General features: G+C 49.1%; 22 protein-coding genes and 1 pseudogene. 9 read left to right on the top strand and 14 right to left on the bottom strand.

Translation table 11 applies throughout. From position 1 onward, the window contains the following. Positions 1 to 160 precede the first annotated feature (160 nt). The 3 genes from ACMYSL_RS26705 (at position 161) to ACMYSL_RS26695 (ending at position 2633) form a co-directional block, all read left to right on the top strand. Positions 161 to 454: a co-chaperone GroES gene (locus ACMYSL_RS26705; RefSeq protein ID WP_003855929.1), complete on the top strand. Its 294-nt coding sequence runs from the start codon at positions 161 to 163 to the stop codon at positions 452 to 454. A gap of 44 nt (positions 455 to 498) precedes the next feature. Next, positions 499 to 2145 carry a chaperonin GroEL gene (groL, locus tag ACMYSL_RS26700; protein ID WP_182235703.1) on the top strand — a complete coding sequence of 549 codons (1647 nt, stop codon included), beginning with the start codon at positions 499 to 501 and terminating at the stop codon, positions 2143 to 2145. 134 nt (positions 2146 to 2279) lie between these two features. After that, the gene (locus tag ACMYSL_RS26695; RefSeq protein WP_434660530.1) at positions 2280 to 2633 is read left to right on the top strand and encodes a DUF4156 domain-containing protein; all 354 of its coding nucleotides are present in this window, start codon (positions 2280 to 2282) and stop codon (positions 2631 to 2633) included. A 59-nt stretch (positions 2634 to 2692) separates the two neighbouring features. On the opposite strand, the gene yjeJ is transcribed toward ACMYSL_RS26695, so the two are convergent. From yjeJ to ACMYSL_RS26655, 8 genes and pseudogenes are all read right to left on the bottom strand, one after another. Next, positions 2693 to 3556, bottom strand: a complete 864-nt coding sequence (yjeJ, locus tag ACMYSL_RS26690) for a YjeJ family protein (protein ID WP_434660529.1) — start codon at positions 3554 to 3556, stop codon at positions 2693 to 2695. A 23-nt stretch (positions 3557 to 3579) separates the two neighbouring features. Beyond that, positions 3580 to 5703, bottom strand: coding sequence for a peptidase domain-containing ABC transporter (locus tag ACMYSL_RS26685; RefSeq protein ID WP_434660528.1), 2124 nt, complete (start codon positions 5701 to 5703; stop codon positions 3580 to 3582). Further along, on the bottom strand, positions 5696 to 6982 hold the full coding sequence (locus tag ACMYSL_RS26680; protein ID WP_434660527.1) for an HlyD family secretion protein: 1287 nt from the start codon (positions 6980 to 6982) through the stop codon (positions 5696 to 5698). The genes ACMYSL_RS26685 and ACMYSL_RS26680 overlap by 8 nt, the downstream gene beginning before the upstream one ends. A gap of 103 nt (positions 6983 to 7085) precedes the next feature. Continuing rightward, the gene (locus ACMYSL_RS26675; protein WP_434660526.1) at positions 7086 to 7454 is read right to left on the bottom strand and encodes a hypothetical protein; all 369 of its coding nucleotides are present in this window, start codon (positions 7452 to 7454) and stop codon (positions 7086 to 7088) included. A 292-nt stretch (positions 7455 to 7746) separates the two neighbouring features. After that, positions 7747 to 8781 carry a fimbrial protein gene (locus ACMYSL_RS26670; protein ID WP_434660525.1) on the bottom strand — a complete coding sequence of 345 codons (1035 nt, stop codon included), beginning with the start codon at positions 8779 to 8781 and terminating at the stop codon, positions 7747 to 7749. A gap of 21 nt (positions 8782 to 8802) precedes the next feature. After that, positions 8803 to 11346 (bottom strand): annotated as a pseudogene (locus ACMYSL_RS26665) (fimbria/pilus outer membrane usher protein). A gap of 35 nt (positions 11347 to 11381) precedes the next feature. After that, a complete protein-coding gene (locus ACMYSL_RS26660; protein WP_434660524.1) occupies positions 11382 to 12068 on the bottom strand; it encodes a fimbrial biogenesis chaperone in 687 nt (228 codons plus the stop codon). A 57-nt stretch (positions 12069 to 12125) separates the two neighbouring features. Next, positions 12126 to 12689, bottom strand: coding sequence for a fimbrial protein (locus ACMYSL_RS26655; RefSeq protein ID WP_434660523.1), 564 nt, complete (start codon positions 12687 to 12689; stop codon positions 12126 to 12128). Between the two features lie 495 nt (positions 12690 to 13184). On the opposite strand from ACMYSL_RS26655, the gene ACMYSL_RS26650 reads away from it, so the two are divergent. Then, positions 13185 to 13739, top strand: a complete 555-nt coding sequence (locus ACMYSL_RS26650; protein WP_434660522.1) for a winged helix-turn-helix domain-containing protein — start codon at positions 13185 to 13187, stop codon at positions 13737 to 13739. Between the two features lie 167 nt (positions 13740 to 13906). Here the strand turns inward: ACMYSL_RS26650 and epmB are convergent, their stop codons facing one another. After that, complete coding sequence (gene epmB, locus ACMYSL_RS26645) at positions 13907 to 14935, bottom strand: EF-P beta-lysylation protein EpmB (RefSeq protein ID WP_434660520.1); 1029 nt, start codon at positions 14933 to 14935, stop codon at positions 13907 to 13909. Positions 14936 to 14977: 42 nt separating this feature from the next. Between epmB and efp the strand changes: the two genes are divergently transcribed. From efp to sugE, 4 genes are all read left to right on the top strand, one after another. Beyond that, the gene (gene efp, locus ACMYSL_RS26640; RefSeq protein WP_110274494.1) at positions 14978 to 15544 is read left to right on the top strand and encodes an elongation factor P; all 567 of its coding nucleotides are present in this window, start codon (positions 14978 to 14980) and stop codon (positions 15542 to 15544) included. A 70-nt stretch (positions 15545 to 15614) separates the two neighbouring features. Continuing rightward, on the top strand, positions 15615 to 15746 hold the full coding sequence (locus tag ACMYSL_RS26635; RefSeq protein ID WP_434660519.1) for an entericidin A/B family lipoprotein: 132 nt from the start codon (positions 15615 to 15617) through the stop codon (positions 15744 to 15746). A 162-nt stretch (positions 15747 to 15908) separates the two neighbouring features. Beyond that, entirely contained in the window at positions 15909 to 16055 is a 147-nt protein-coding gene (ecnB, locus tag ACMYSL_RS26630; RefSeq protein WP_434660518.1) for a lipoprotein toxin entericidin B, read from the top strand. A gap of 139 nt (positions 16056 to 16194) precedes the next feature. Further along, a complete protein-coding gene (gene sugE / locus ACMYSL_RS26625) occupies positions 16195 to 16512 on the top strand; it encodes a quaternary ammonium compound efflux SMR transporter SugE (protein WP_434660517.1) in 318 nt (105 codons plus the stop codon). Here sugE and ACMYSL_RS26620 read toward each other — a convergent pair. The 5 genes from ACMYSL_RS26620 to frdA form a co-directional block, all read right to left on the bottom strand. Continuing rightward, positions 16509 to 17039: a lipocalin family protein gene (locus ACMYSL_RS26620; RefSeq protein ID WP_434660516.1), complete on the bottom strand. Its 531-nt coding sequence runs from the start codon at positions 17037 to 17039 to the stop codon at positions 16509 to 16511. The two genes, sugE and ACMYSL_RS26620, sit on opposite strands and share 4 nt — an antisense overlap. A gap of 141 nt (positions 17040 to 17180) precedes the next feature. Beyond that, positions 17181 to 17540 carry a fumarate reductase subunit FrdD gene (gene frdD, locus ACMYSL_RS26615; protein ID WP_434660515.1) on the bottom strand — a complete coding sequence of 120 codons (360 nt, stop codon included), beginning with the start codon at positions 17538 to 17540 and terminating at the stop codon, positions 17181 to 17183. Between the two features lie 10 nt (positions 17541 to 17550). Then, positions 17551 to 17946: a fumarate reductase subunit FrdC gene (gene frdC / locus ACMYSL_RS26610; protein ID WP_112216222.1), complete on the bottom strand. Its 396-nt coding sequence runs from the start codon at positions 17944 to 17946 to the stop codon at positions 17551 to 17553. Positions 17947 to 17956: 10 nt separating this feature from the next. Continuing rightward, positions 17957 to 18691 (bottom strand): succinate dehydrogenase/fumarate reductase iron-sulfur subunit, encoded by a 735-nt coding sequence (locus tag ACMYSL_RS26605; protein ID WP_434660514.1) that lies wholly within the window; start codon positions 18689 to 18691, stop codon positions 17957 to 17959. Next, positions 18684 to 20474 carry a fumarate reductase (quinol) flavoprotein subunit gene (gene frdA / locus ACMYSL_RS26600; RefSeq protein WP_434660513.1) on the bottom strand — a complete coding sequence of 597 codons (1791 nt, stop codon included), beginning with the start codon at positions 20472 to 20474 and terminating at the stop codon, positions 18684 to 18686. The genes ACMYSL_RS26605 and frdA overlap by 8 nt, the downstream gene beginning before the upstream one ends. Positions 20475 to 20750: 276 nt before the next feature. Between frdA and epmA the strand changes: the two genes are divergently transcribed. After that, complete coding sequence (epmA, locus tag ACMYSL_RS26595) at positions 20751 to 21728, top strand: elongation factor P--(R)-beta-lysine ligase (protein WP_142514463.1); 978 nt, start codon at positions 20751 to 20753, stop codon at positions 21726 to 21728. Positions 21729 to 21845 lie beyond the last annotated feature (117 nt).

Raw genomic sequence — 21845 nt, 5'->3', positions numbered from 1 at the left:
CATTTTTGTGTGCGTAAGAGCACGACGGCAAATTTTTTTTTAGTTTTCCCCTTGAAGCGGGAAATCCCCATCCCCATCTCTCAGGGCACTAGCCGGAAAACAGTGTGCGGACCGGCGTCATCCATAACTGATAATGACTTTCTCAAAGGAGAGCTATCAAATGAGTATTCGTCCGTTACATGATCGTGTGATCGTCAAACGTAAAGAAGTTGAAACCAAATCTGCTGGCGGCATCGTTCTGACCGGTTCTGCGGCAGCCAAATCAACTCGTGGCGAAATCATCGCTGTCGGTAAGGGCCGCATCCTGGAAAACGGAACCGTGCAGCCGCTGGACGTTAAAGTTGGCGATATCGTGATTTTCAACGATGGCTACGGCGTGAAATCTGAGAAGATCGACAATGAAGAAGTGTTGATCATGTCCGAAAGCGACATCCTGGCAATTGTTGAAGCGTAATCCGCGAACGACACTGAACATACGAATTTAAGGGAAAGATTAAAATGGCAGCTAAAGACGTAAAATTCGGTAACGACGCTCGTGTGAAAATGCTGCGCGGCGTAAACGTACTGGCAGACGCAGTTAAAGTAACCCTGGGCCCGAAAGGCCGTAACGTGGTTCTGGACAAATCCTTCGGTGCACCGACCATCACTAAAGATGGCGTTTCTGTAGCACGTGAAATCGAGCTGGAAGACAAGTTCGAAAACATGGGCGCGCAGATGGTGAAAGAAGTTGCCTCTAAAGCGAACGACGCTGCTGGCGACGGTACCACCACCGCAACCGTACTGGCGCAGGCTATCATCGCTGAAGGCCTGAAAGCCGTTGCTGCGGGCATGAACCCGATGGACCTGAAACGTGGTATCGACAAAGCTGTCGTTGCTGCTGTTGAAGAGCTGAAAACCCTGTCCGTACCGTGCTCCGACTCTAAAGCTATTGCTCAGGTTGGTACCATCTCCGCTAACTCCGACGAAACCGTAGGTAAACTGATCGCGGAAGCGATGGATAAAGTCGGTAAAGAAGGCGTGATCACCGTTGAAGACGGTACCGGTCTGGAAGACGAACTGGACGTAGTTGAAGGTATGCAGTTTGACCGTGGCTACCTGTCCCCGTACTTCATCAACAAGCCGGAAACTGGCGCTGTTGAGCTGGAAAGCCCGTTCATCCTGCTGGCTGATAAAAAAATCTCCAACATCCGCGAAATGCTGCCGGTTCTGGAAGCAGTAGCAAAAGCTGGCAAACCGCTGGTTATCATTGCTGAAGATGTTGAAGGCGAAGCGCTGGCGACTCTGGTGGTTAACACCATGCGCGGCATCGTGAAAGTGGCAGCGGTTAAAGCACCGGGCTTCGGCGACCGTCGTAAAGCTATGCTGCAGGACATCGCAACTCTGACCGGCGGTACCGTTATCTCTGAAGAGATTGGTATGGAGCTGGAAAAAGCGACTCTGGAAGACCTGGGTCAGGCGAAACGTGTTCTGATCAACAAAGACACCACCACCATCATTGATGGCGTGGGTGAGGAAGCTGCAATTCAGGGCCGCGTGACTCAGATCCGTAAGCAGATCGAAGAAGCGACTTCTGACTACGACCGTGAAAAACTGCAGGAACGCGTTGCTAAACTGGCAGGCGGCGTTGCGGTAATCAAAGTCGGTGCGGCTACCGAAGTTGAAATGAAAGAGAAAAAAGCACGCGTTGACGATGCTCTGCACGCGACCCGTGCTGCAGTAGAAGAAGGCGTGGTTGCCGGTGGTGGTGTTGCGCTGATTCGCGTGGCAAGCAAACTGAGCGACCTGCGTGGTCAGAACGAAGATCAGAACGTGGGTATCAAAGTTGCGCTGCGCGCAATGGAAGCTCCGCTGCGTCAGATCGTTCTGAACTGTGGCGAAGAGCCGTCTGTAGTGGCTAACACCGTGAAAGCGGGCGATGGCAACTACGGCTACAACGCTGCAACTGAAGAATACGGCAACATGATCGACATGGGTATCCTGGACCCAACTAAAGTGACTCGTTCTGCTCTGCAGTACGCGGCCTCTGTTGCTGGTCTGATGATCACCACCGAGTGCATGGTCACCGACCTGCCGAAAAGCGACGCACCTGATTTAGGTGGCGCTGGCGGTATGGGTGGCATGGGCGGTATGGGCGGCATGATGTAATCGTGCGCTATACCCCTTAGAAACAAAGAAACCCTCGGGCAGAAATGCTCGGGGGTTTTTCTTTTTGTCGTCTTTTTAGTATAAGGTTGTACATCCGGGCCAGCGCGTCCAGCTCATTGATCGTGGGGAATAACATGCAGGTAAAATATTTAGCAGGGATTGTCGGCGCAGCATTATTGTTAGCAGGTTGCAGCTCCAGCAACGAACTGAGCTCTGGGGGCCAGAACGTCCGCTTCATCGAAGATAAACCGGGTTCGGAATGCCAGCTGTTAGGAACCGCGACGGGGACGCAAAGTAACTGGTTATCCGGGCAGAATGGCGACGAAGGTGGCTCTATGCGCGGCGCAGCAAACGCCCTGCGTAATCAGGCGGCAGAAATGGGTGGCAACGTGATTTATGGCGTCAGCAGCCCGACGCAGAACCTGCTGTCGAGCTTTGTCCCGACCGATAGCCAAATGAATGGCCAGGTTTATAAGTGCCCGAATTGATTTAACAGGTGCCTCTCTTTCGTTAAGTGAGGCACTGCTTTCTATTATGGCTTTCAGGGCTAAGCGTTGATTTGCGCCTGGGTTTCAAGGTAGAAGGCATGCAAAGGACGTAAACACTCTTCCAGCGTCATCATTTTCCCTGGCTGAGACGGAATGATTTGGCTAACTATTTGGCTGGGTTGATGTTGTGCATGAATTTCTTTTAGTTTTGGACTTCTCTCGACTAAGCGCATCACGATGCTATTTTCATGTTCTGATGGATGCGGAACGCTGGTTTTAATGACGGCACCAGAGACAATCTTCTTACCTTCATCTGTATCACAACAAAATAGTACGCCCAGATAATGGGAAAATAAATTTAGCTTCCACTCATCCTGAAGATATTGTTGGTAATCGACGCTCTGGGTATTAGTTAAATCCACGGCATACAGCATCAGAAAATCCAGCGATGAGCCTAAATACTCAATTACTGCATCATCGCCGGTGTTTTTTAACGCTTGTTGAATTCCAATCAGCAATGCTTCGACCTGCATATCGTCAATGCGCAGCGAGGCGATTTGTTCGTTTTGCAGCACCAGAATCAGCGTTGACCAGCTCTCGCCCGGCTTTAAGGTAATGGACATCACGCGGCGTTCTGGATTGGGTTGCTCCAGTTCAGTCATATCTACCGTTGGCGTATTGGCGAGAAGTTGCTCATTAAACGCAACCAGCTCAGCCTGATAGTCTTCACCTTCATTCTTTAAGCGCTGCAGTACGATCATCATTCTGTTTTGCAGTACTAATAGCAGGTCAGTAAGCACCTGGGCCTGGAGATAATAGGTCTGGCAGAGCTGGTTTTGCTGTTTAGTTTTAAGCATTAAAGCTAAAAAACTGTCTTCATATTTTATCCCTGCGGTATTAAAACCAATAAATGTTCCTTGCATATGGTTCTCCTTTTCCTGGGTGATTACGCTGTTGCTAATGAACTGGGCTGAGATAAATCAATGATGCGATCGGCTGAGGCAATGGTGGATGGCCGATGAGCAACAATAATGCGGGTAATACTCAAACCAGATATAGATTGGTTAATGACCGATTCATTTTTAAGGTCGAGATGGCTGGTGGCTTCATCCATAAACAGAATGCTGGGTTTACGATAGAGCGCACGGGCGATTAAGATTCGCTGTTTTTGCCCGCCAGAGATGCCTAAACCCAGTTCACCGACAATCGTTTCGTAACCCATCGGCATTTTCATAATTTCGTCATGAATATTGCACCTGCGCGCACATTCGATGATGAAATCCATATCGGCGTTATCTTCAAAGCCGCTGATATTATCGATAAGTGAGCCAGAAAAAAGGCGGTCTTCCTGGAGGACGCAGGCCGTTCCAAGACGGAAGTTATTAAGGCCAATTTTTTGAATATCGAGGTTATCGGCTATTACATCGCCGCTAGTCGGAGCGAGCAGTCCGCACATCACTTTCAACAGGGTGGTCTTACCGACGCCTGAAGGGCCGATCAGAGCCACTGACTCCCCTGGTTCAACGGTAATGTTTAAATTAGAAAAAATAGGCTGTGAGAACGGATCGTACTGATAGCTGAGATTCTTCACTTCTAATTTAACGCCAGAATTTTCAGCAAAAACGCGGCGTGAAGGCAGCTCTTTTTCCGGCTCGCTAAAGACAATTTCGGAAAGACGCTCATTATGTAACGACAGCATACGCAGCTGCATGACCAGGTCGATCAGGCTTGATGCACGCTGCGAGAATTGCCCGCGATAGGCGTTAAAGGCCATAAACATACCGAGGGTCATATTGTTATCAATAACCATAATGGCACCCAGCCAGAGTACGGCGACCTGGTCGATTGAGGTAATAAAGGTATTGATACCGCCAAACATCATATCGAAGCGGGTTTGTTTAATCCCGGCATTGCAGGCATCAATATTAATATTTAACCAGTGCTGCGAGCGACGCTCTTTTAAGTTCAACGCTTTAATAGTCGAAATGCCATACAGCGACTCCATAAAGTGCGAACTGGATCGCGCACCCTTGATAACCTGCTCTTCGGCAACGCGACGATAGAAGCTGTAGGTGGCAAAACGCATGATGGCGTAGCATAACGTAAAGCCCACCACGACCCAGACCAGCCAGCCGCCATAAAGAGTTAGCATGACCAGCAGACCGACGGTCATAATCGAATCGATAATTCCGGTGACAATGCTATTGGTGAAGGTTGAACGGATAGTATCCAGCGATGAAAAACGAGACTGAATATCACCTAAATGACGTTTTTCAAAAAAGGATAATGGCAGGCTCGTCAGATGATCGAACAACGTAGTCTTCCACTGAATATTGGTCAGGGTATTTAACGTTAATGAGGTCCATGCCCGCAGCATACTGATAAAGGTGCGGAAGAGCGTAAAGACCACCAGGCCAATACAGATGACCGAAAGCAGGCTCTGGTCGTGGGCCATAATGACGTGGTCTGTCACCAGTTGCGTACCAATAGGTAGCAACAAACCAATGGCTTCAACAACGACTGAAAAGGCAAAGATCTTTAGCAGGACGGATTTTAAGCCGACGATATTACGCATCAGGTCCAGCAGCCGCAGACGAGACTTTGCCTGCTCCTGCTGGAAGTTTTGATCTGGCCATAATTCCAGCGCAACACCAGTAAAGTTATTGGACATCTCCTGAATACCAATAACCCTTTTTCCCAGCGCCGGGTCATGAACGATAAAGCTACTTTTACGTACTTTAGTCAGTACAACGTAGTGGTTCATACCCCAGTGGATAATGCAGGGGAGCTTTAGCTGCTTGATTTCATCGAGGTCGAGAGAGAGTGCCCGGCTTTTTAGCCCGGCGTGCTCCGCCGTTTTACTTAATGACATCAGCGTGACGCCCTGAGAGGGGCTACCGTAGCGATGACGGAAGTTAAACAGATCGATATTGAGGCCGTAAAAGCCGCATACCATTGCCAGACAGGCAATTCCGCATTCGGCAGCCTCTGACTGTAATATAACCGGCGTTTTATGACGGAGTGAAAAGTTGAGTTTATCCGTAATGGTTTTAAACAGTTCTTTATTCATCGATCGGACCACTCACGCTTTGTGTCATTTTATAGAAAGGGGTAAACATCCACATATAAAGCGGGCGTTCTTCGAGGAAAACCACCGCCTGAGCCTTCAGGCCATTAGAGAGGGTGAGCGTTTTTCCATTGTAATTGAACGTTTTATTTTTAATTTTTATAATGGCCTTATACAGCGCCAGTTCCTGCTGATTAATGCCGTTATTAACGTTAGTATATTCGGCCATCTCCTGACGGGATGCCGGAACTGAAGATATGCTCAGCACCTTTCCAGGAAACTGGCCAAATTTATCCGCCGGAAATGCATCATAGCGAATATTAATCGTATCACCTGGCTTCACGTAGGGGATAGTATTGTTGGGCAGCCAGAGAATAAGGTAATACTCGATGTCCCCGGTAGGTTTAATCTGGGCAAGGCTGCTACCATTTTCAACCATCTGACCTTTGGTCACAGCTAACGATTCTATTTTTCCATCGGTAGTGGCTTTGATAATAATATTGCCATTGGCGTTTGACTCCACTAGCTGATTTTTATAGTCATTAATTTGGTTATGCTGGCTCGATATCTGATTATCAAAATCCGCCGCTTTCGTGACTTTATCACTGTTTATTTGCGTAAGCTGGGAATCCAGTTGCATCTTTTGGCTTACCAGAGACTGATAAGCACTTTGCTGCTGGAAATATAATGAATGCTGGTAGTTATACTGATCTTTAGTGATCATACCGTCTTTCAGATATTTGTCATAGCTGGCTAAGTTATTATTCATTTTTTTTAAGCCCGCCTGAGTGTTTGTCAGCATACGATTTGTTTCTACCAGTGAGTCACGGGTGGTTTTTATTTGCTTTTCCAGAGCGCTTAGCGTTTCAGATTTATTATGTGAAAGTTTGCTAATGATATCCTGAGCGTTAGCAATTTTCTCATTGATGACCTCAATCTGTGCCGTGCTGACATTGCCATTAATGGTATTACGTGAAACATCCAGTTCATAAAGCGGTTGGCCTTTATGGACGAGATCACCCACTTTGACGTGCTGGTTAACAACAAAGCCTTGCTGCGGGGCGAAGACATTAACGGAGTGTGGGAGAGTGATAACTTCACCACGTACATCGATGCGCTGAGTAAATGTGCAGAAAATAAGTGTGGTTATAAGTATGATTAGAAACACACTTGCGAGCAGAATGATTAACCAGGCAGGCAAGCCAGCGAGCAATAAGGCTTTCCCTTTCCAGTGATTCCTTTTGTATTCAATCGCTTCCTTGCGATAGAGATTCTTTGACATGGGTACCGCTTTTTATTATTGAAAAGGTCTGCCTGGACAGACCTTTGTTAAATATATCGAATATGTTAAGACCAATTACAAGTCTATAACTTCGAAAACTGTTTTAAGAAAGCCAAGGGGTGAGAGTTCCTTTATTTATTCCTTCCATCGCTCCCCCGAGCAGTTCTAAACTTTTATCCCAGCCCAGTGCAAGACCTGTAGCAGCGCCACCAATTGCGCCCACAACCAGACCCCAAACCCCCCCGATACACATACCGATAGTGCCAACACCCAGGAGACCGCCGCCATTGCCGCCATGAGAGCCGCCAACGATCGAGCCATACATACCATAAAGTGCGCCGCCTAATAAAGCACTGCCCGCCGCCTCAACTCCATTCGATGCAATCGAGGTGATTGCAGAAGTTAAAGATGAAAAATCCCATGAATATCCGCCGGAAATCTCTTCCATTTCAAAAATGGTTAATTGTTTCATTGCTATTATTCCTTTAAATTTAAATAAATTTTACATGTTAAACATTGCTGGGGAATTAATCGCCCGGTGTAGAAAGATAGGTGAATGTCTTACGATGATCAATAAAATGATTATGAATTGTATGTGAATTTATTTGGCTGGCTTTGGTTTCATATGCTTGAGAGATGCAGGTGTCAACTTTAGAGGTGAAATAGTATGTGGTTTATATTTTCTTTAAGTAATTCATAAAGGTGCCTGTGATTTTTTTGGGGAGGGAGGTATCACCCCCCCAAAAAAATGTAATGGGGATGATTTAATCTTCCTGAATTACAATCTCAACCATCCCTTTAACGAGACCCATTGTGACATCGGAACTACTATCACTTTGTCGATAATAATCAGTTGTCAAATTGATGGTTTTATTGAGGTCATTTGTGGTGTTTATTTTATATTTATAACTATCAGTATCATAGAAAACAACAGGGCTGCCCGATAGTTTGAATATAATTCCTACCTTATTCGCAGCATCACTACCGGTAAGCATATTGTCTACAACCCCATCACCTGAGGTGCTTATCCCTCCTACAGGATTAAACCAATAGGTGACAGTATTACCTACGGAGTCATTCGGGCAGCTAATATTCATAGAAATATTTTTCTGCGCTGGAGTTGTTGCCCCTCGAGGCAGTGACATGAGTTGTCCTTTGTCGATGCGATTCAGCGTAACTTGCGATTGTGGCGTAGAAATATTACAAGATGTAGTGCGATAATTGATGTCTTTAATCGTGATAGATAGTGCTTCATATAAGAGTCTATCGTTCGCGACCGGATTGGTTTGTAAATTACCTACTGAAAAGGAAACCGAAGGGGTTGAACCGGTCTTAGTACTAGTGTCAATAACGGTCTTAGTTTTGATTAACCATATGGTAATAAATCGATAGTTGTTCTCAGATGATTTTGTTATTGGTACCAGGGTTGATCCAGCCTCGGCAGCAACCAGCGAACCATTTTTACTGCGCAATAAGTCCGAGATCTGAAAGCCAATTCCATCAATCCCCGTTTCATATACGGTACCACCTTGAATACCGGTGACGCCTGGAACAACGGCGGCACCGACATTAATAATATATTGGTCATCGGTATTTTTATCACAAGTAAATGTTTTATATGCACCAATACCAAACTTACTCGTATACAAAACAGTACCTACCGGAATGGAGGTATCAGTCGGAATTTTGACCTTGTTCAGTGTTAAGCCTTGACGCTTGGGACTACCGTCATATGTACATTTAGCAGAAGCTTCGCCACCAATTATTAGTAACGTTATTAGAGTAATTATTCTTTTCATCAATATATTCCCTATGAATGACTAACGGCAAACCGTTTCGATTTGACTGATGCCAGTCGCTTTGCCTTCCCTGGCCGGTAATGTAAAGGAGGCGTTGCACTGCTGCGCTGCGCTTTTGCCCCACTGAACGTTAAGGATCCCGGTCTCTTGCAGGCCAGACATATAGACCATCCCGGCGTCGCTGACGATATTTGGCTGCGCTTTGCTGTCCCCGGCCAACAGTACCATCGCGCCATAAGGCACATCCTGACCGCTGGCAGTTTTCAGGTGGACAAATGCCCGCTGGCCGATATTGCCAGCATAATTGGCACGCACGATGGCGCCGCGCGTCGGAACGACGCTTTGCGTGGTTTCGGGCAGCTCCATATCTTCGCCAAGCGTAGTGCTGTCAAGCGTAATATCGGTGCGACGGTAAGGAGTAACGTACGGCACGATGGCGTAGCCGCGATAGTCGGTGGAGAGGGTGTTGTCGTTGGTCAGTCTAACGTTATCCAGTCCTGGCGCTTTAACCAGCACTGCGGCGTCAGTGATGTCCTGGCCAAGTGTGATGCCATCGGCATGTGCGACGATGCTGCCGTTGGCGCCGTAGTCAATACGCTCGCTACCGCGATCGTAGCTGTAGCCAGCATTGACGCTGCCGCGGGCACCATTGTAGGTCGCGCGCATATCGCCGCTGTAGTATTCCCGGTTGCTGTACCCTTGCTGCAGGCTCCATTCCAGGCTGTCGTTATCCAGCCCGACACCGCCGATAGAGACCGACTGGTCGGTGGAGCCCGGGTTGCTGTTAGTTAACTGATAGCTGGTATAGGTACCTGGCAGCCAATTGCTAAGCGGCAGGGTCACCGTTAGGGTAATGCGCTGATCGTCCTGAGCATCTTTACCGGAGTTATCCCCACTCCAGGTATAGCGGTTATAGCTATAACCCAGGTAATAGTTCACATTGCGGAAGCCGCCGTTGTAGCCCACACTGATCGATTTGTTGGTGCGCTTATCGTCCCAGTAATCTTCAATTAATCCGCTTATGGACAGGCTACCCAGGCCTTTACCCAGACTTTGGTTAAGCGTCAGGTTAGTGCGGTTGCGCAGAGAGCGCGAGCTATAGTTGCCGTCATTTGAATAGCTATCCAGCACTTCAGAGAGGGTATTGAACCCGCGGGTAGAGTAGCGATAGCCGGCGATGGTGACGTTGGTACCGGTTTCCACGATGTTTTTTCCGTAGCGTATGCGCCAGGACTGTCCGGAAGTTTTTTCATCGTCTTTCTTTTTCGACTAGGCTTGAGTGACGTCAGCCGAGGCTGCGCCAAGTTCGCCAAGGTTATAGCCGAGACCCGTTGACAGAGCCTGGTAGCGCGAGGCAGCCTGGACACCACCATATACCGTCAGGCTACTGGAGACGCCGTAGGTTGCAGTAGCTTGGGTGAAAGGTGTTTCATCGACGCCGCCATCGTAAGGGCGATACTTACCGGAAGTGATTTCATACTCCAACTGATCTTCGCGAACCATCACCGGCAGCGTGGCGAACGGCACGACAAATTCTTGTTTTGAGCCATCGGATTCTTCCACGGTAACGTACAAATCGCCGCTGCCGCCGCTCGGGTACATATCGGCGATTTCAAATGCCCCCGGCGCCACGTAGGTCTGGTATACCTGATAACCATTCTGTTTAATGATGACGCGGGCATTGGTTTTGGCGATGCCGCGAATAATTGGCGCATAGCCGCGCATACTTTCCGGGAGCATCGAAGTATCGGTAGCCAGCTGTATCCCGGTAAACGGTACGCTGTCGAAGATGCCGGAGAGCGAGGAGCTCTCGCCCATAACCAGATTACTGTTAATAGGGCGTATGCTGCGTTGCATATAGAGATAAGCCGATTCCCAGTCTCCTGCATCACCGTTATTTTTGTTCCAGGTGCTCAGATTACGGATACGCCATGGACCCACGTTGAGGCCAGACTGCAGGTTCAGGCTGTAATATTCATCATTGGCCTGCATGTCATTTGAGCCGCTGAACTGATAGTTCATCAGCAGAGCGTTGATACCATCATCAAACTGATCCGGGGGAATATACCCTTGCGCGGTCGTGGATAGCGCCGCCTGCGGAATAGAGATATTTAAACGCTGGGCGGTGAAGTTAAAATCTGTTTTGGTGTCAGGAATTACCGTAAAGTTGGCACAGCCGTTTTTATCTTCGACCAGTTCAGGAAAGGCTTTAACGCGTACGCCGTACTCCGCTAACGCTTTCAGGCTCAGACAGGGAACCAGAGCTGGCTCGCGGTTATTTCCAGTCGCACGACTATTGGTGACAAACTTCATCGTCCTGGTGTCCAGATAGCGACTATTAAACATAATATCGACTCGATAATCCCCGGGTGCCTGCGCATTCTGAGTCTGGAATATGGATAAGTCCGGTGTCGTTGATGGATCACTACCATTCAATGAACTAATGAATGAGGGATCGAAAAAGTCACGTGCTTGCGCTTTATTATTCAAACCAGAAAGCAATGCCGGAAGCATTGCAAGACAGACCGTGGACAGTTTGAATAATCCATTATTCTTATTTGGCATAGACACATCCCTATAATGATAAAATAAATTTCTTATTACAGCGATGAGGAATAGAGCGAACCTGCTCCGCCATAATCATTGACGACTTTCCAGGTGATGCTGGAGGCGCTGATATTTCCTTTTAACGTTACTTCTTTGGTCGCCATTGGGGCGACAGAGTTTACTTCCGGTTTCACTTCTTTCCCGCCAATCTGGATACTGTGGAAATAGAAGAAAAAGGGTGTCGGGTTTTTGATCGTCAGTTTGGTTCCGGCTTTACGCCATTCGAGCTTTTTCGCTTCCGTATTTGGGGAGAGGTCAAAAAGCGCTTTGGGGCGGTAGACCAGGCGCATACGGTGGCGGACTGCCAGTTGAATGGTGTTGTTATTCGCTTTGGCATCATCCGCCGGAGGGATAGCCATTACGTTAAAATAGTACATGGACTCCCGGTCAGTTGGGGCATTAACGTTTCCCGTAGAAAACAGACGCACGGTATTCTGCTGCTTTCCCTCAAGGCGGAACAGCGGCGGGGTGGCCATAAACGCAGGGGATTTCCCGGTAGGGGTCTCAACCCAGGATTTAATTAGATAGGGAATATCATCTTTATTTTCGATTTGCGCGGTAATTTCGCGGGCACCTTCTTTATAAAGATAGCGGGTGGATTCAATCACAATACCGGCATGGGCAATACTGCTGAGGAGTAATGCACAGGATGCGGTGAGATTTAATAAGGTCCTGAACATGGTTTTTCTCTGAATGCGAAAAAGGGCCCACCGTGAAGCGGGCCCTTTGGGAAAAAATTAGAGGGTGTAATCGATAGTAAAGGTCGCAACACCTTTAACCGGACCTTCGGTAACCGGGGTGGCAGCGTTTGTTCTTACATAACCAGTGGTGTATTTCAGCTGAGTACCGCTGGTAGCAGAGTAGCTTTCAGTCATGGTGTCGGAACCATCGAAGGCTACACGATGCGCATCGCTGACGCGCTGGATACCGATACCGATACCGGTTGCACCGCCTGGAGCAGTGTTGTCCAGAATGGTTGCAGCGCTGCTGGAGGCGCCAGTAACATTTACAGTCACGCCTGTAACCGGCGTTTTGCTGCCCTGTGCACAGTCTTTCACGTCAAAACCGAAGTCCTGAGCTTTGAACAGTGCACCAGCCGCTTCAGCATTCGCTTCGACAGTGGTCACAGTGATCAGTTGAACGATACCGTTGTTCAGGGTACCAGTTGGGGTCACTACGCAAGAGTTAGCTGCATCAGAGACTTCACCCAGCACAGTTACCTGAGCGGTGTTGGTTGCCATTGCCTGAGCGCTCAGAACTGCAGAAGCAGCGACCATTACAGCTAAAATTGTTTTTTTCATTTATTTAATCCATTTATAGATACTAAAGTCCTGAATAGATGCTGGGCTCGATTGTTAATTAGTGGTGTGGGTAATAATTAACAATCCACTATCTATGCCTGAGCACTATCGTTATCTTTCTCCCGCCGCAGCTATTGTATACATAGTGTATACAGCGAACTGAATGTGCCGGAGCGACGACAAATCTAAGTCGAAGAACGATAAAGTGCATGTGAATTTTTCTTGAATTTAAAGTTTGTTTTTTGAAGGTGGTAAATTCACATGATGATTACGTTGATAATAATAGCTATGGATGAAATGGATAGTGGTAAAATTGGTCTTCCATTCAGTTCAAATATCATGATAACCTTATCTTTGCTCCAGGTCTGGAGTTGTTAATTTATACTTGAAATTATCTAATCTGGTTGGTTTATAGGGATGTATCCTGATTTCTAAAGATGAAATTGAATTTAATTCATCGTTATTTCACATAGTTAATGAGGGCGGAAAGGGACTATGATATTCAATGAATATATCATTAATAATGAAGTTATTTTTAATGTAAATGTAAACGAACTACAACCTCTGGGCGAGAACGGCGAAGGTGTGAGCTTAAACGCGCCTACTGCACGCTGTCTCCAGCTTTTATTGGAAAGTAATGGGAAAATTATATCCAGAGAGGAGTTTCTGGATACGGTGTGGAAGACCAGAGGTGTTGTTGTATCTCAAAACACTTTTTATCAAAATATATCCTTACTGAGAAAATCGTTACTTAAGGCGGGATTATCGCAAGATATTATAGTGACGGTAAGGCAGCGTGGGTTTGTTCTCGCTTCAGGATCGCATATCGCGTCGTTCTTCAGAACGGAAGAGGAAAACTCGGAAAACACTTCAAATATTCAAGTAATAAATAATGTCTCTTCGCCCCCGTTAGAGAGAAATAAAGTTAATAATTTGCTTACTCAGGAGGATAAGATGAAAAGTGTTGATGCAGCGTTTAAGTTACCTAAGTGGATCCTACCTTTGCTATTGGTGATGATAGCAGCTGACATAATTGCTCTCTTTTTGTAAGTAATAACTAATGAATAAGCTTATAACTTCCTTTTATATTTACGCCTAATAGGCCACTGGGTTCACTTTCTGGTAGTTATGTAAACTTTATTAAATATCTGTATATCAGATCAGATATGAACTGATTAATTGACAGTCTGCCGGGCGATGCTCGGCAGAAAATGTAACTAGCACTGCTTTAAACCTAAATCTAGTGGCGTTTTACTCGGCTCCCCGCCGATTTCCCGCGCTAGCTTTGGCACCAAATAACCGGATACCAGGGTAAGTAACTCTCGTATAATCGACCGGGCTTCATCATCGCTAACCATAAAATGCGCTGCACCCTGAACTTTATCCAGAACGTGCAGGTAATAAGGCATGACTCCGACATCAAACAACGCGTTACTCAGGTCTGCCAGGGTCTGAGCGTTATCGTTTACGCCGCGTAGCAGTACGCTTTGGTTCAACAACGTGACGCCAGCCATGCGAAGCCGCTTCATAGCTGCGTGAAATTCTGCATCTATTTCGTTGGCGTGGTTGATATGGTTCACTAACAGCACCTGTAACGATGATGTAGAAATACGCGCAACTAACGCATCGGTAACACGCGCTGGGATGACAATGGGTAAGCGACTGTGAATACGCAGGCGCTTGATATGTGAAATAGATTCCAGCTGCGTTATTAACCAATCAAGTTCATGATCTTTCGCCATCAGCGGGTCGCCGCCGGAAAAGATGATCTCATCAAGCTCCGGGTGGGCTGAGATATACTCCAGTGCCGCCTGCCAGTTGCGCTTATTGCCTTGATTTTCGGCATACGGGAAATGACGACGGAAACAATAGCGACAATTTACCGCGCAGCCGCCTTTAACCAGCAGGAGCGCACGGTTACTGTATTTATGCAGCAGACCAGGCACCACGCTGTGTTGTTCTTCCAGCGGGTCGGTGGAGAATCCGGGGGCAGTAATAAACTCATCCTGAGAGGTAAGTACCTGACGAAGAAGAGGATCGTTAGGGTTTCCTGGTTCCATGCGAGCGATAAATGCTCGTGGAACACGCAGTGCGAACAGGCGCTTTGCATCGCGTCCTGCCAATAGATTCGCATCTGCGTCTACATTTAAAAGATGCAGCAGTTCATCTGGACTGGTCACAACATCTGCAAGTTGCGCTAACCAATCTTCTCTGGATGGGGTATTTAGGGTTACAATATGCGCCATTTTGTGGCTTAGCTACCAATTAACAAAATTTCAGAGGGCCTTATGGCGACTTACTATAGCAACGATTTTCGTGCCGGTCTTAAAATCATGATGGACGGCGAACCTTATGCAGTTGAAGCCAGTGAATTCGTTAAACCAGGGAAAGGCCAGGCTTTTGCGCGCGTTAAGCTGCGCCGCCTGCTGACTGGTACCCGCGTTGAGAAAACCTTCAAGTCAACTGACTCTGCTGAAGGTGCAGACGTTGTCGATATGAACCTGACTTACCTGTACAACGACGGTGAGTTCTATCATTTCATGAACAACTCTACTTTCGAACAGCTGGCTGCGGACTCAAAAGCAGTTGGTGATAGCGCTAAATGGCTGCTGGATCAGGCCGAGTGCATCGTGACCCTGTGGAACGGTCAGCCTATTTCCGTAACTCCGCCGAACTTTGTTGAGCTGGAAATCGTTGAAACTGACCCAGGTCTGAAAGGTGACACCGCAGGTACCGGTGGTAAACCAGCGACCCTGACCACTGGCGCAGTCGTTAAAGTTCCGCTGTTCGTGCAGATTGGCGAAGTCATCAAAGTGGATACTCGTTCCGGCGAATACGTATCCCGCGTGAAGTAATTTCTGCAATGAGATGGTTGGCGCAGCGCGACGCTGCGCCCTCTACGAATCGACATAGCTGGTAGGGTAGATGAACCGTGCGATCAAATTGTTGGTACTGTTAGCTCTCGGTTGCTCGCTGTTGGCTGGATGCAATACAGCTCGTGGTGTTGGCGAAGATATTCAGAGTTTAGGACACGCGATTTCTCACGCTGCTGGTTAATTTGATTTCATCAGGCAATTCTTATTCATATCCCCACAATCTCTTTGCTTCACACTTGTAATCTCTTTTTCTCTTAAAAAGCGTTGAGCTCCCCTCATCCTGGACCAGGTTGTCTATGCTTATAGGGCACGATAACTAAAACTGGTAAATAAGGATGACATTATGGTGAAAAAAGCGATTGCAACGTTCTTTACGGTTTTGGCTCTCTCTTCTGTATTGACTGCATGTAACACCACGCGCGGTGTAGGTCAGGATATTTCCGATGGCGGTGATGCGATTTCCGGTGCCGCGACCAAAGCTCAGCAATAGACCATGACGGTACGGCCAGCGGTCGTACCGTTCTTCCTCGACTCATCCTCGTTGTGTATACTCTCTGCGAGTTATCATCCACCTTACGGGACGACCCGTAAGCGTTTCACATCTGGGGACGGCCCCATCAAGGAGCCATATGTCCTGGATAGTGTTATTTGTTGCTGGTCTGCTGGAAGTTGTGTGGGCAGTCGGCCTGAAATATACCCACGGTTTTAGCCGCCTGGTACCAAGCGTGATTACCATTGTTGCGATGGTCGTCAGCATGGCCTTGCTGTCATGGGCGATGAAAAGCCTGCCCGTAGGGACAGCCTATGCGGTGTGGACGGGAATTGGCGCCGTTGGTGCGGCGATAACCGGTATTCTGCTATTAGGTGAATCCGCCAGCCCGATGCGCATTGCCAGCCTGGCGTGTATTGTGATTGGCATTATTGGCTTGAAAATCAGCGCCCATTAATAGTGTTGATTGACCCATAGCAATTTACTCACGTCGAAGCCCTGCTGGGTAGCGATATCCAGCATTTGCTGTTTCACTTCCTGTGGGATTTTCGGCGTGCGTGCCAGTAGCCAGAGATAATCGCGGTCTGGGCCGCAAACCAGCGCGTAACGGTAATCCTTGTCCAGCGCAATCACGTTATAGCCGCCATAGAAGGGGCCAAAAAATGAGACCTTCAGCGCGGCGCGTGTGGGTTCACCGGTAAAGTAAGCCACGCCATCAGTTTTTTGCCATATGCCTCGATCGGGGTTGTATCCTTTATTGACCACATCCAGTCCACCGTCTTCGCGCAGGCTGTAAGTTGCGGTGACTTTCTCTAAACCACGCTCAAAATTATGGTCAAAGCGGGCAATCTCATACCAGGTCCCCAGATATCGCTGTGTGGCGAATGGGCTCACAACAGTCACGCCTTGTGGTGGCGTGGGCGTGCTACAGGCAACAAGCAGAAATGAAGCGGCAACAACCGCAATGACGGGAAGCATACGCATAATTTTTTCCTTGCCAGCTTTTAAGCTAAGTGTAGATTTCGGCAGGAAAAGTGCGGCAGAATTTTCTTGAGAAGAGAGCCCGGTAACAAAATGCTACCGGGCTTGCCGGGGTCGAGGTGAACGCGGAGTCGACTCTCGGTTTTAAATGAATATGATACCGACCAGAGTCACGACGGTCAGAATCGCCGCCAGGCCGTAAAATACCCACTTACCGCTGGGAACGTGAATTTTTAAATCATGCATCGCATGATGAATACGGTGGAGTCCGCACCACAGCGGCAGAACAATCATCAAGAAAATGAATGCGCGACCAATAAAGCTGTGGGCAAAGCCCAGTACGCGTTCATAACTGAAGGCGTCACCGGGTGCGAGGCCCAACGGCAGTAAAATACCGACCAGCAGTATCATTACGGGTGCTATAATCGCACTCCACATGCCGCCTGCGCCAAACAGTCCCCAGAATACCGGTTCATCGGAACGTTTTGGATTAGGGTTAATCATGCCAGTCTCCTTACCAGAACAGGGCGATAAACAGAATCACCACGCTGACCACTGCGGTCACCACCCAAAGCCCTTTGATAACCGGCTCTGGCCCCATTTTTTCGCCCTTCAGGATAATATTGGCGGCTTTCGGCGCCAATTCAAACCAGGTTTTGGTATGCAGCAATGCGGCCGCCAGCGTAATCAAATTCAGGATGACTACTATCGGGTTTTGTAGAAAACCAATATAGCCCGCCCAGCTCTCCGCGCCATGCTTCAGCGCGAACAGTCCGTAAATCAGCACAATGCTGAACCAGACCGTGGGTACTGCTGTTCCTTCACGCAGCATATAGAAGCGATAAAACGGCAGCTTTTTCCACCAGGTGGACGGCATTGGCCGCACGTAGGGTTTGCGTTTAGTCGTCATACTGCACTCCTTAGCGTGGTTTCAGGGTGGCGATAAGAAAGTCTTTCGAGCTTTCTACTTTACCCTGCTGTATCGCGGCCGCCGGGTCGACGTGTTTAGGGCAGACTTCGGAGCAGTAGCCCACGAAGGTGCATGTCCAGACGCCATTTTGGCCGTTAAGCTGCGCCATACGTTCCTTTTTACCGTGGTCGCGGTTGTCTTCGTTATAACGATGGGCGAGGGTGATCGCCGCCGGGCCGATAAACTCTGGATTCAGACCAAACTGCGGGCAGGCGGCATAGCACAGACCGCAGTTGATGCAGCCGGAGAACTGATGATACTTCGCCATTTGCGCTGGGGTTTGCTTGTTGGGCCCCTGGTCAGTTGTGCGCGGGTTACCAATGATGTACGGCTTAATCGCTTCCAGGCTTTCAATAAAGTGGGTCATATCGACCACCAGGTCGCGCTCAACCGGGAAATTGCCCAGCGCCTCAACCTTAATGCCTTTGGTGTATTCACGCAGGAAGGTTTTGCAGGCCAGCTTTGGCACTTTGTTCACCATCATGCCGCAGGAGCCGCAAATCGCCATGCGGCAGGACCAGCGGTAGCTCAGGTCAGGCGCAAGGTTATCTTTGATGTAGCCCAGGGCATCAAGTAGCGAGGTTTGCTCATCGTAGGGAACTTCATAGAAAGCGCTATGGGGTGCAATGTCCACTTCCGGGTTGTAGCGCACCACTTCGACTTTCATATTTTTCATATCAGCCATTCGTCGTCTCCTTCTTCTCGGCTGCTTCCGCTTCAGCACCGTACACACGTTTTGCTGGTGGTAGAGTGGTGATTTTTACGTCACCATACTCCAGGCGCGTGGTGCCATCGGCATCGCGAAAAGCGAGCGTGTGTTTGAGGAAATTGACATCGTCACGCTCGGTGCAGCCTTCATCCAGACGCTGATGCGCGCCGCGGGACTCTTTACGAGCGATGGCTGAGTGCGCCATGCATTCAGCGACGTTCAGGCCATGACCCAACTCAATGGTATAAAGCAGGTCGGTATTGAACACGCTGGAGGTGTCGGTGACGCGTACACGCTTGAAGCGTTCCTGCAGTTCGGCCAGCTTATCGATGGTTTTCTGCATTAGCTCTGGCGTACGGTAGATGCCGCAGCCTTCCTCCATCGACAGACCCATTTCGTCACGGATCTTCGCCCAGTTCTCGTTACCTTCCTGATTCACAAGATCTTTCAGGCGTTTTTCGATATCGACGACCTGCGCGTCCAGCGCCGCGTTATTGGCTTCTCCGGCTTCAGCGGCGCGCTTGATGGCCTGCTCACCTGCCATACGGCCAAAGACCACCAGCTCTGCCAGCGAGTTGGAGCCCAGACGGTTCGCGCCGTGCAGGCCCACAGAAGAACACTCGCCGACGGCGAACAGTCCTTTGATTCGGGTCTCACACTGCTGATCGGTTTCGATGCCGCCCATGGTGTAGTGCGCAGTTGGGCGAACTGGAATCGGCTCTTTCACCGGGTCTACGCCGACGTAGGCTTTCGACAGTTCACAAATGAACGGTAATCGTTCAAGTAGTTTTTTCTCACCCAAATGGCGCAGATCAAGATAAACCACATCGCCACGCGAAGTTGGAATGGTGTTGCCTTTACGCCATTCGTGCCAGAAAGCCTGGGAGACTTTGTCGCGTGGGCCAAGTTCCATGTATTTGTTTTTCGGTTCGCCCAACGGCGTTTCCGGCCCCATACCGTAATCCTGGAGATAGCGGTATCCGTCCTTGTTGACCAGAATGCCGCCTTCACCGCGACAGCCTTCGGTCATCAGGATGCCGGAACCCGGCAGGCCGGTCGGATGATATTGCACGAACTCCATGTCACGCAGCGGTACGCCGTGGCTTAGCGCCATACCCATACCATCGCCAGTGACGATACCACCGTTGGTATTGTAGCGATAAACGCGTCCTGCACCGCCGGTCGCCAGCACGACTGCGTTGGCGCGGATCTGCACCAGCGAGCCTTCCATCATATTCATCGCGACCAAACCACGCGCCTGACCATCATCGACCAGAATATCGAGGACGAAATGTTCATCGAAGCGTTGGATTTGCGGGAACTGAAGGGAAGTCTGGAACAAGGTGTGCAGTATATGGAAACCGGTTTTATCGGCCGCGAACCAGGTGCGTTCGATTTTCATGCCGCCGAAGCGTCGGACGTTGACGCTGCCGTCCGGGCGGCGGCTCCAGGGGCATCCCCACTGTTCGAGCTGGGTCATTTCCTTCGGGCATTGGTGGACGAAGTAGTCAACGACATCCTGTTCGCACAACCAGTCGCCACCGGCAACGGTGTCGTGAAAATGGTACTCAAAGCTATCATGATCCTGCGCGACGGCAGCGGAACCCCCTTCAGCGGCCACGGTGTGGCTGCGCATAGGATAGACTTTAGAAATTAGAGCGATTTTAGCATTTGGATTAGCTTGCGCGGCGGCAATTGCGGCGCGAAGACCTGCTCCGCCAGCGCCAATTATGGCAAGATCGGCTTGAAAAGTTTGCACGACATTCCTCCAGTTTTTGTTTATTTCGCCGCCGGGCTGGCGAAAATGTATCACTGCTCCTTTATGGTTAAGGAGTATAGCCGTAGGGTCACCAGGGAAAATTGACGTGTTCGATTTTTTTATCGATCTGTGCGGCGGTTTATTCATTTCTTTTATGCGTTGCGGTTAACGACAAATATAACGATATGTAATGGATTCGCGAATTCGCACAAAATTTGTTTCACCTGCCAGTTACGAGTAGACTTCGTGCCCTTGTTTCAAATCGGAGAAAGTACCATGAGCGAAACGGCAACCTGGCAGCCGAGCGCGTCCATTCCAAATCTGTTAAAACGTGCAGCGGTGATGACGGCAATTCGTCGTTTCTTTACCGACCGCGGCGTGTTGGAGGTGGAGACGCCCTGCATGAGTCAGGCGACGGTGACGGATATCCATATGGTCCCGTTTGAAACGCGTTTCGTAGGACCGGGGCATTCTCAGGGACTGAACCTGTATCTGATGACCAGCCCGGAATACCACATGAAGCGCCTGCTGGCGGCCGGCTGCGGCCCGGTGTTTCAGTTATGCCGTAGCTTCCGCAATGAAGAGATGGGGCGTCACCATAATCCTGAATTCACGATGTTGGAGTGGTATCGTCCATGCTATGACATGTACCGGTTGATTAACGAAGTCGACGATCTGTTGCAGCAGGTGCTGGACTGCCAGCCGGCGGAGAGCCTTTCTTATCAACAAGCTTTCCAGCGTCACCTGGAAATCGACCCACTGTCGGCGGATAAAACGCAACTGCGTGAAGTGGCGGCGAAGCTGGATCTGAGCAATATTGCTGATACCGAAGAAGACAGAGACACGCTGCTCCAACTGCTCTTTGTCATGGGCGTTGAGCCGCATATTGGTAAAGATCGTCCGACCTTTATCTATCACTTCCCGGCAAGCCAGGCCTCGTTGGCGCAAATTAGCACCGAAGATCACCGCGTGGCGGAGCGTTTTGAGGTCTATTACAAGGGCATAGAGCTGGCAAACGGCTTTCACGAACTGACGGACGCGCGCGAACAACAACAGCGTTTTGAGCAGGATAACCGTAAGCGTGCGGCTCGTGGCTTGCCACAGCAGCCGATCGATCGCAACCTGCTGGCTGCCCTGGAGGCAGGACTGCCAGATTGCTCAGGCGTCGCGCTGGGTGTTGACCGCGTAGTGATGTTGGCGCTGGGTGCTGAAAGCATCGGCGACGTTATCTCCTTTACTGTCGACCGCGCCTGATTATCCCCTGCGCTTCCCTTTTCGCCATGAAGAGGGAAGCCGGCATTTAGCCCTTATACCCACAATAATGATTTGGTCTTTTGCTACTATCCGCGCTCAATTTTTTGTGGCCTGGCG

The organism is Klebsiella sp. MISC125 (assembly GCF_051131775.1).
Classification (GTDB): Bacteria; Pseudomonadota; Gammaproteobacteria; order Enterobacterales; family Enterobacteriaceae; genus Klebsiella.
This window is presented reverse-complemented; position numbering and strand designations above follow the sequence as displayed.

Coding starts and splice junctions, on each gene's coding strand:
- sugE (WP_434660517.1), top strand. CDS start 16,195: ATGTCCTGGATAGTGTTATTTGTTGCTGGTCTGCTGGAAGTTGTGTGG.
- frdC (WP_112216222.1), bottom strand. CDS start 17,946: ATGACGACTAAACGCAAACCCTACGTGCGGCCAATGCCGTCCACCTGG.
- frdD (WP_434660515.1), bottom strand. CDS start 17,540: ATGATTAACCCTAATCCAAAACGTTCCGATGAACCGGTATTCTGGGGA.
- ACMYSL_RS26670 (WP_434660525.1), bottom strand. CDS start 8,781: ATGAAAAGAATAATTACTCTAATAACGTTACTAATAATTGGTGGCGAA.
- ACMYSL_RS26655 (WP_434660523.1), bottom strand. CDS start 12,689: ATGAAAAAAACAATTTTAGCTGTAATGGTCGCTGCTTCTGCAGTTCTG.
- yjeJ (WP_434660529.1), bottom strand. CDS start 3,556: ATGCAAGGAACATTTATTGGTTTTAATACCGCAGGGATAAAATATGAA.
- efp (WP_110274494.1), top strand. CDS start 14,978: ATGGCGACTTACTATAGCAACGATTTTCGTGCCGGTCTTAAAATCATG.
- ecnB (WP_434660518.1), top strand. CDS start 15,909: ATGGTGAAAAAAGCGATTGCAACGTTCTTTACGGTTTTGGCTCTCTCT.
- ACMYSL_RS26675 (WP_434660526.1), bottom strand. CDS start 7,454: ATGAAACAATTAACCATTTTTGAAATGGAAGAGATTTCCGGCGGATAT.
- ACMYSL_RS26660 (WP_434660524.1), bottom strand. CDS start 12,068: ATGTTCAGGACCTTATTAAATCTCACCGCATCCTGTGCATTACTCCTC.
- ACMYSL_RS26650 (WP_434660522.1), top strand. CDS start 13,185: ATGATATTCAATGAATATATCATTAATAATGAAGTTATTTTTAATGTA.
- ACMYSL_RS26685 (WP_434660528.1), bottom strand. CDS start 5,703: ATGAATAAAGAACTGTTTAAAACCATTACGGATAAACTCAACTTTTCA.
- ACMYSL_RS26620 (WP_434660516.1), bottom strand. CDS start 17,039: ATGCGTATGCTTCCCGTCATTGCGGTTGTTGCCGCTTCATTTCTGCTT.
- ACMYSL_RS26695 (WP_434660530.1), top strand. CDS start 2,280: ATGCAGGTAAAATATTTAGCAGGGATTGTCGGCGCAGCATTATTGTTA.
- groL (WP_182235703.1), top strand. CDS start 499: ATGGCAGCTAAAGACGTAAAATTCGGTAACGACGCTCGTGTGAAAATG.
- ACMYSL_RS26605 (WP_434660514.1), bottom strand. CDS start 18,691: ATGGCTGATATGAAAAATATGAAAGTCGAAGTGGTGCGCTACAACCCG.
- ACMYSL_RS26635 (WP_434660519.1), top strand. CDS start 15,615: ATGAACCGTGCGATCAAATTGTTGGTACTGTTAGCTCTCGGTTGCTCG.
- ACMYSL_RS26705 (WP_003855929.1), top strand. CDS start 161: ATGAGTATTCGTCCGTTACATGATCGTGTGATCGTCAAACGTAAAGAA.
- ACMYSL_RS26680 (WP_434660527.1), bottom strand. CDS start 6,982: ATGTCAAAGAATCTCTATCGCAAGGAAGCGATTGAATACAAAAGGAAT.
- epmA (WP_142514463.1), top strand. CDS start 20,751: ATGAGCGAAACGGCAACCTGGCAGCCGAGCGCGTCCATTCCAAATCTG.
- epmB (WP_434660520.1), bottom strand. CDS start 14,935: ATGGCGCATATTGTAACCCTAAATACCCCATCCAGAGAAGATTGGTTA.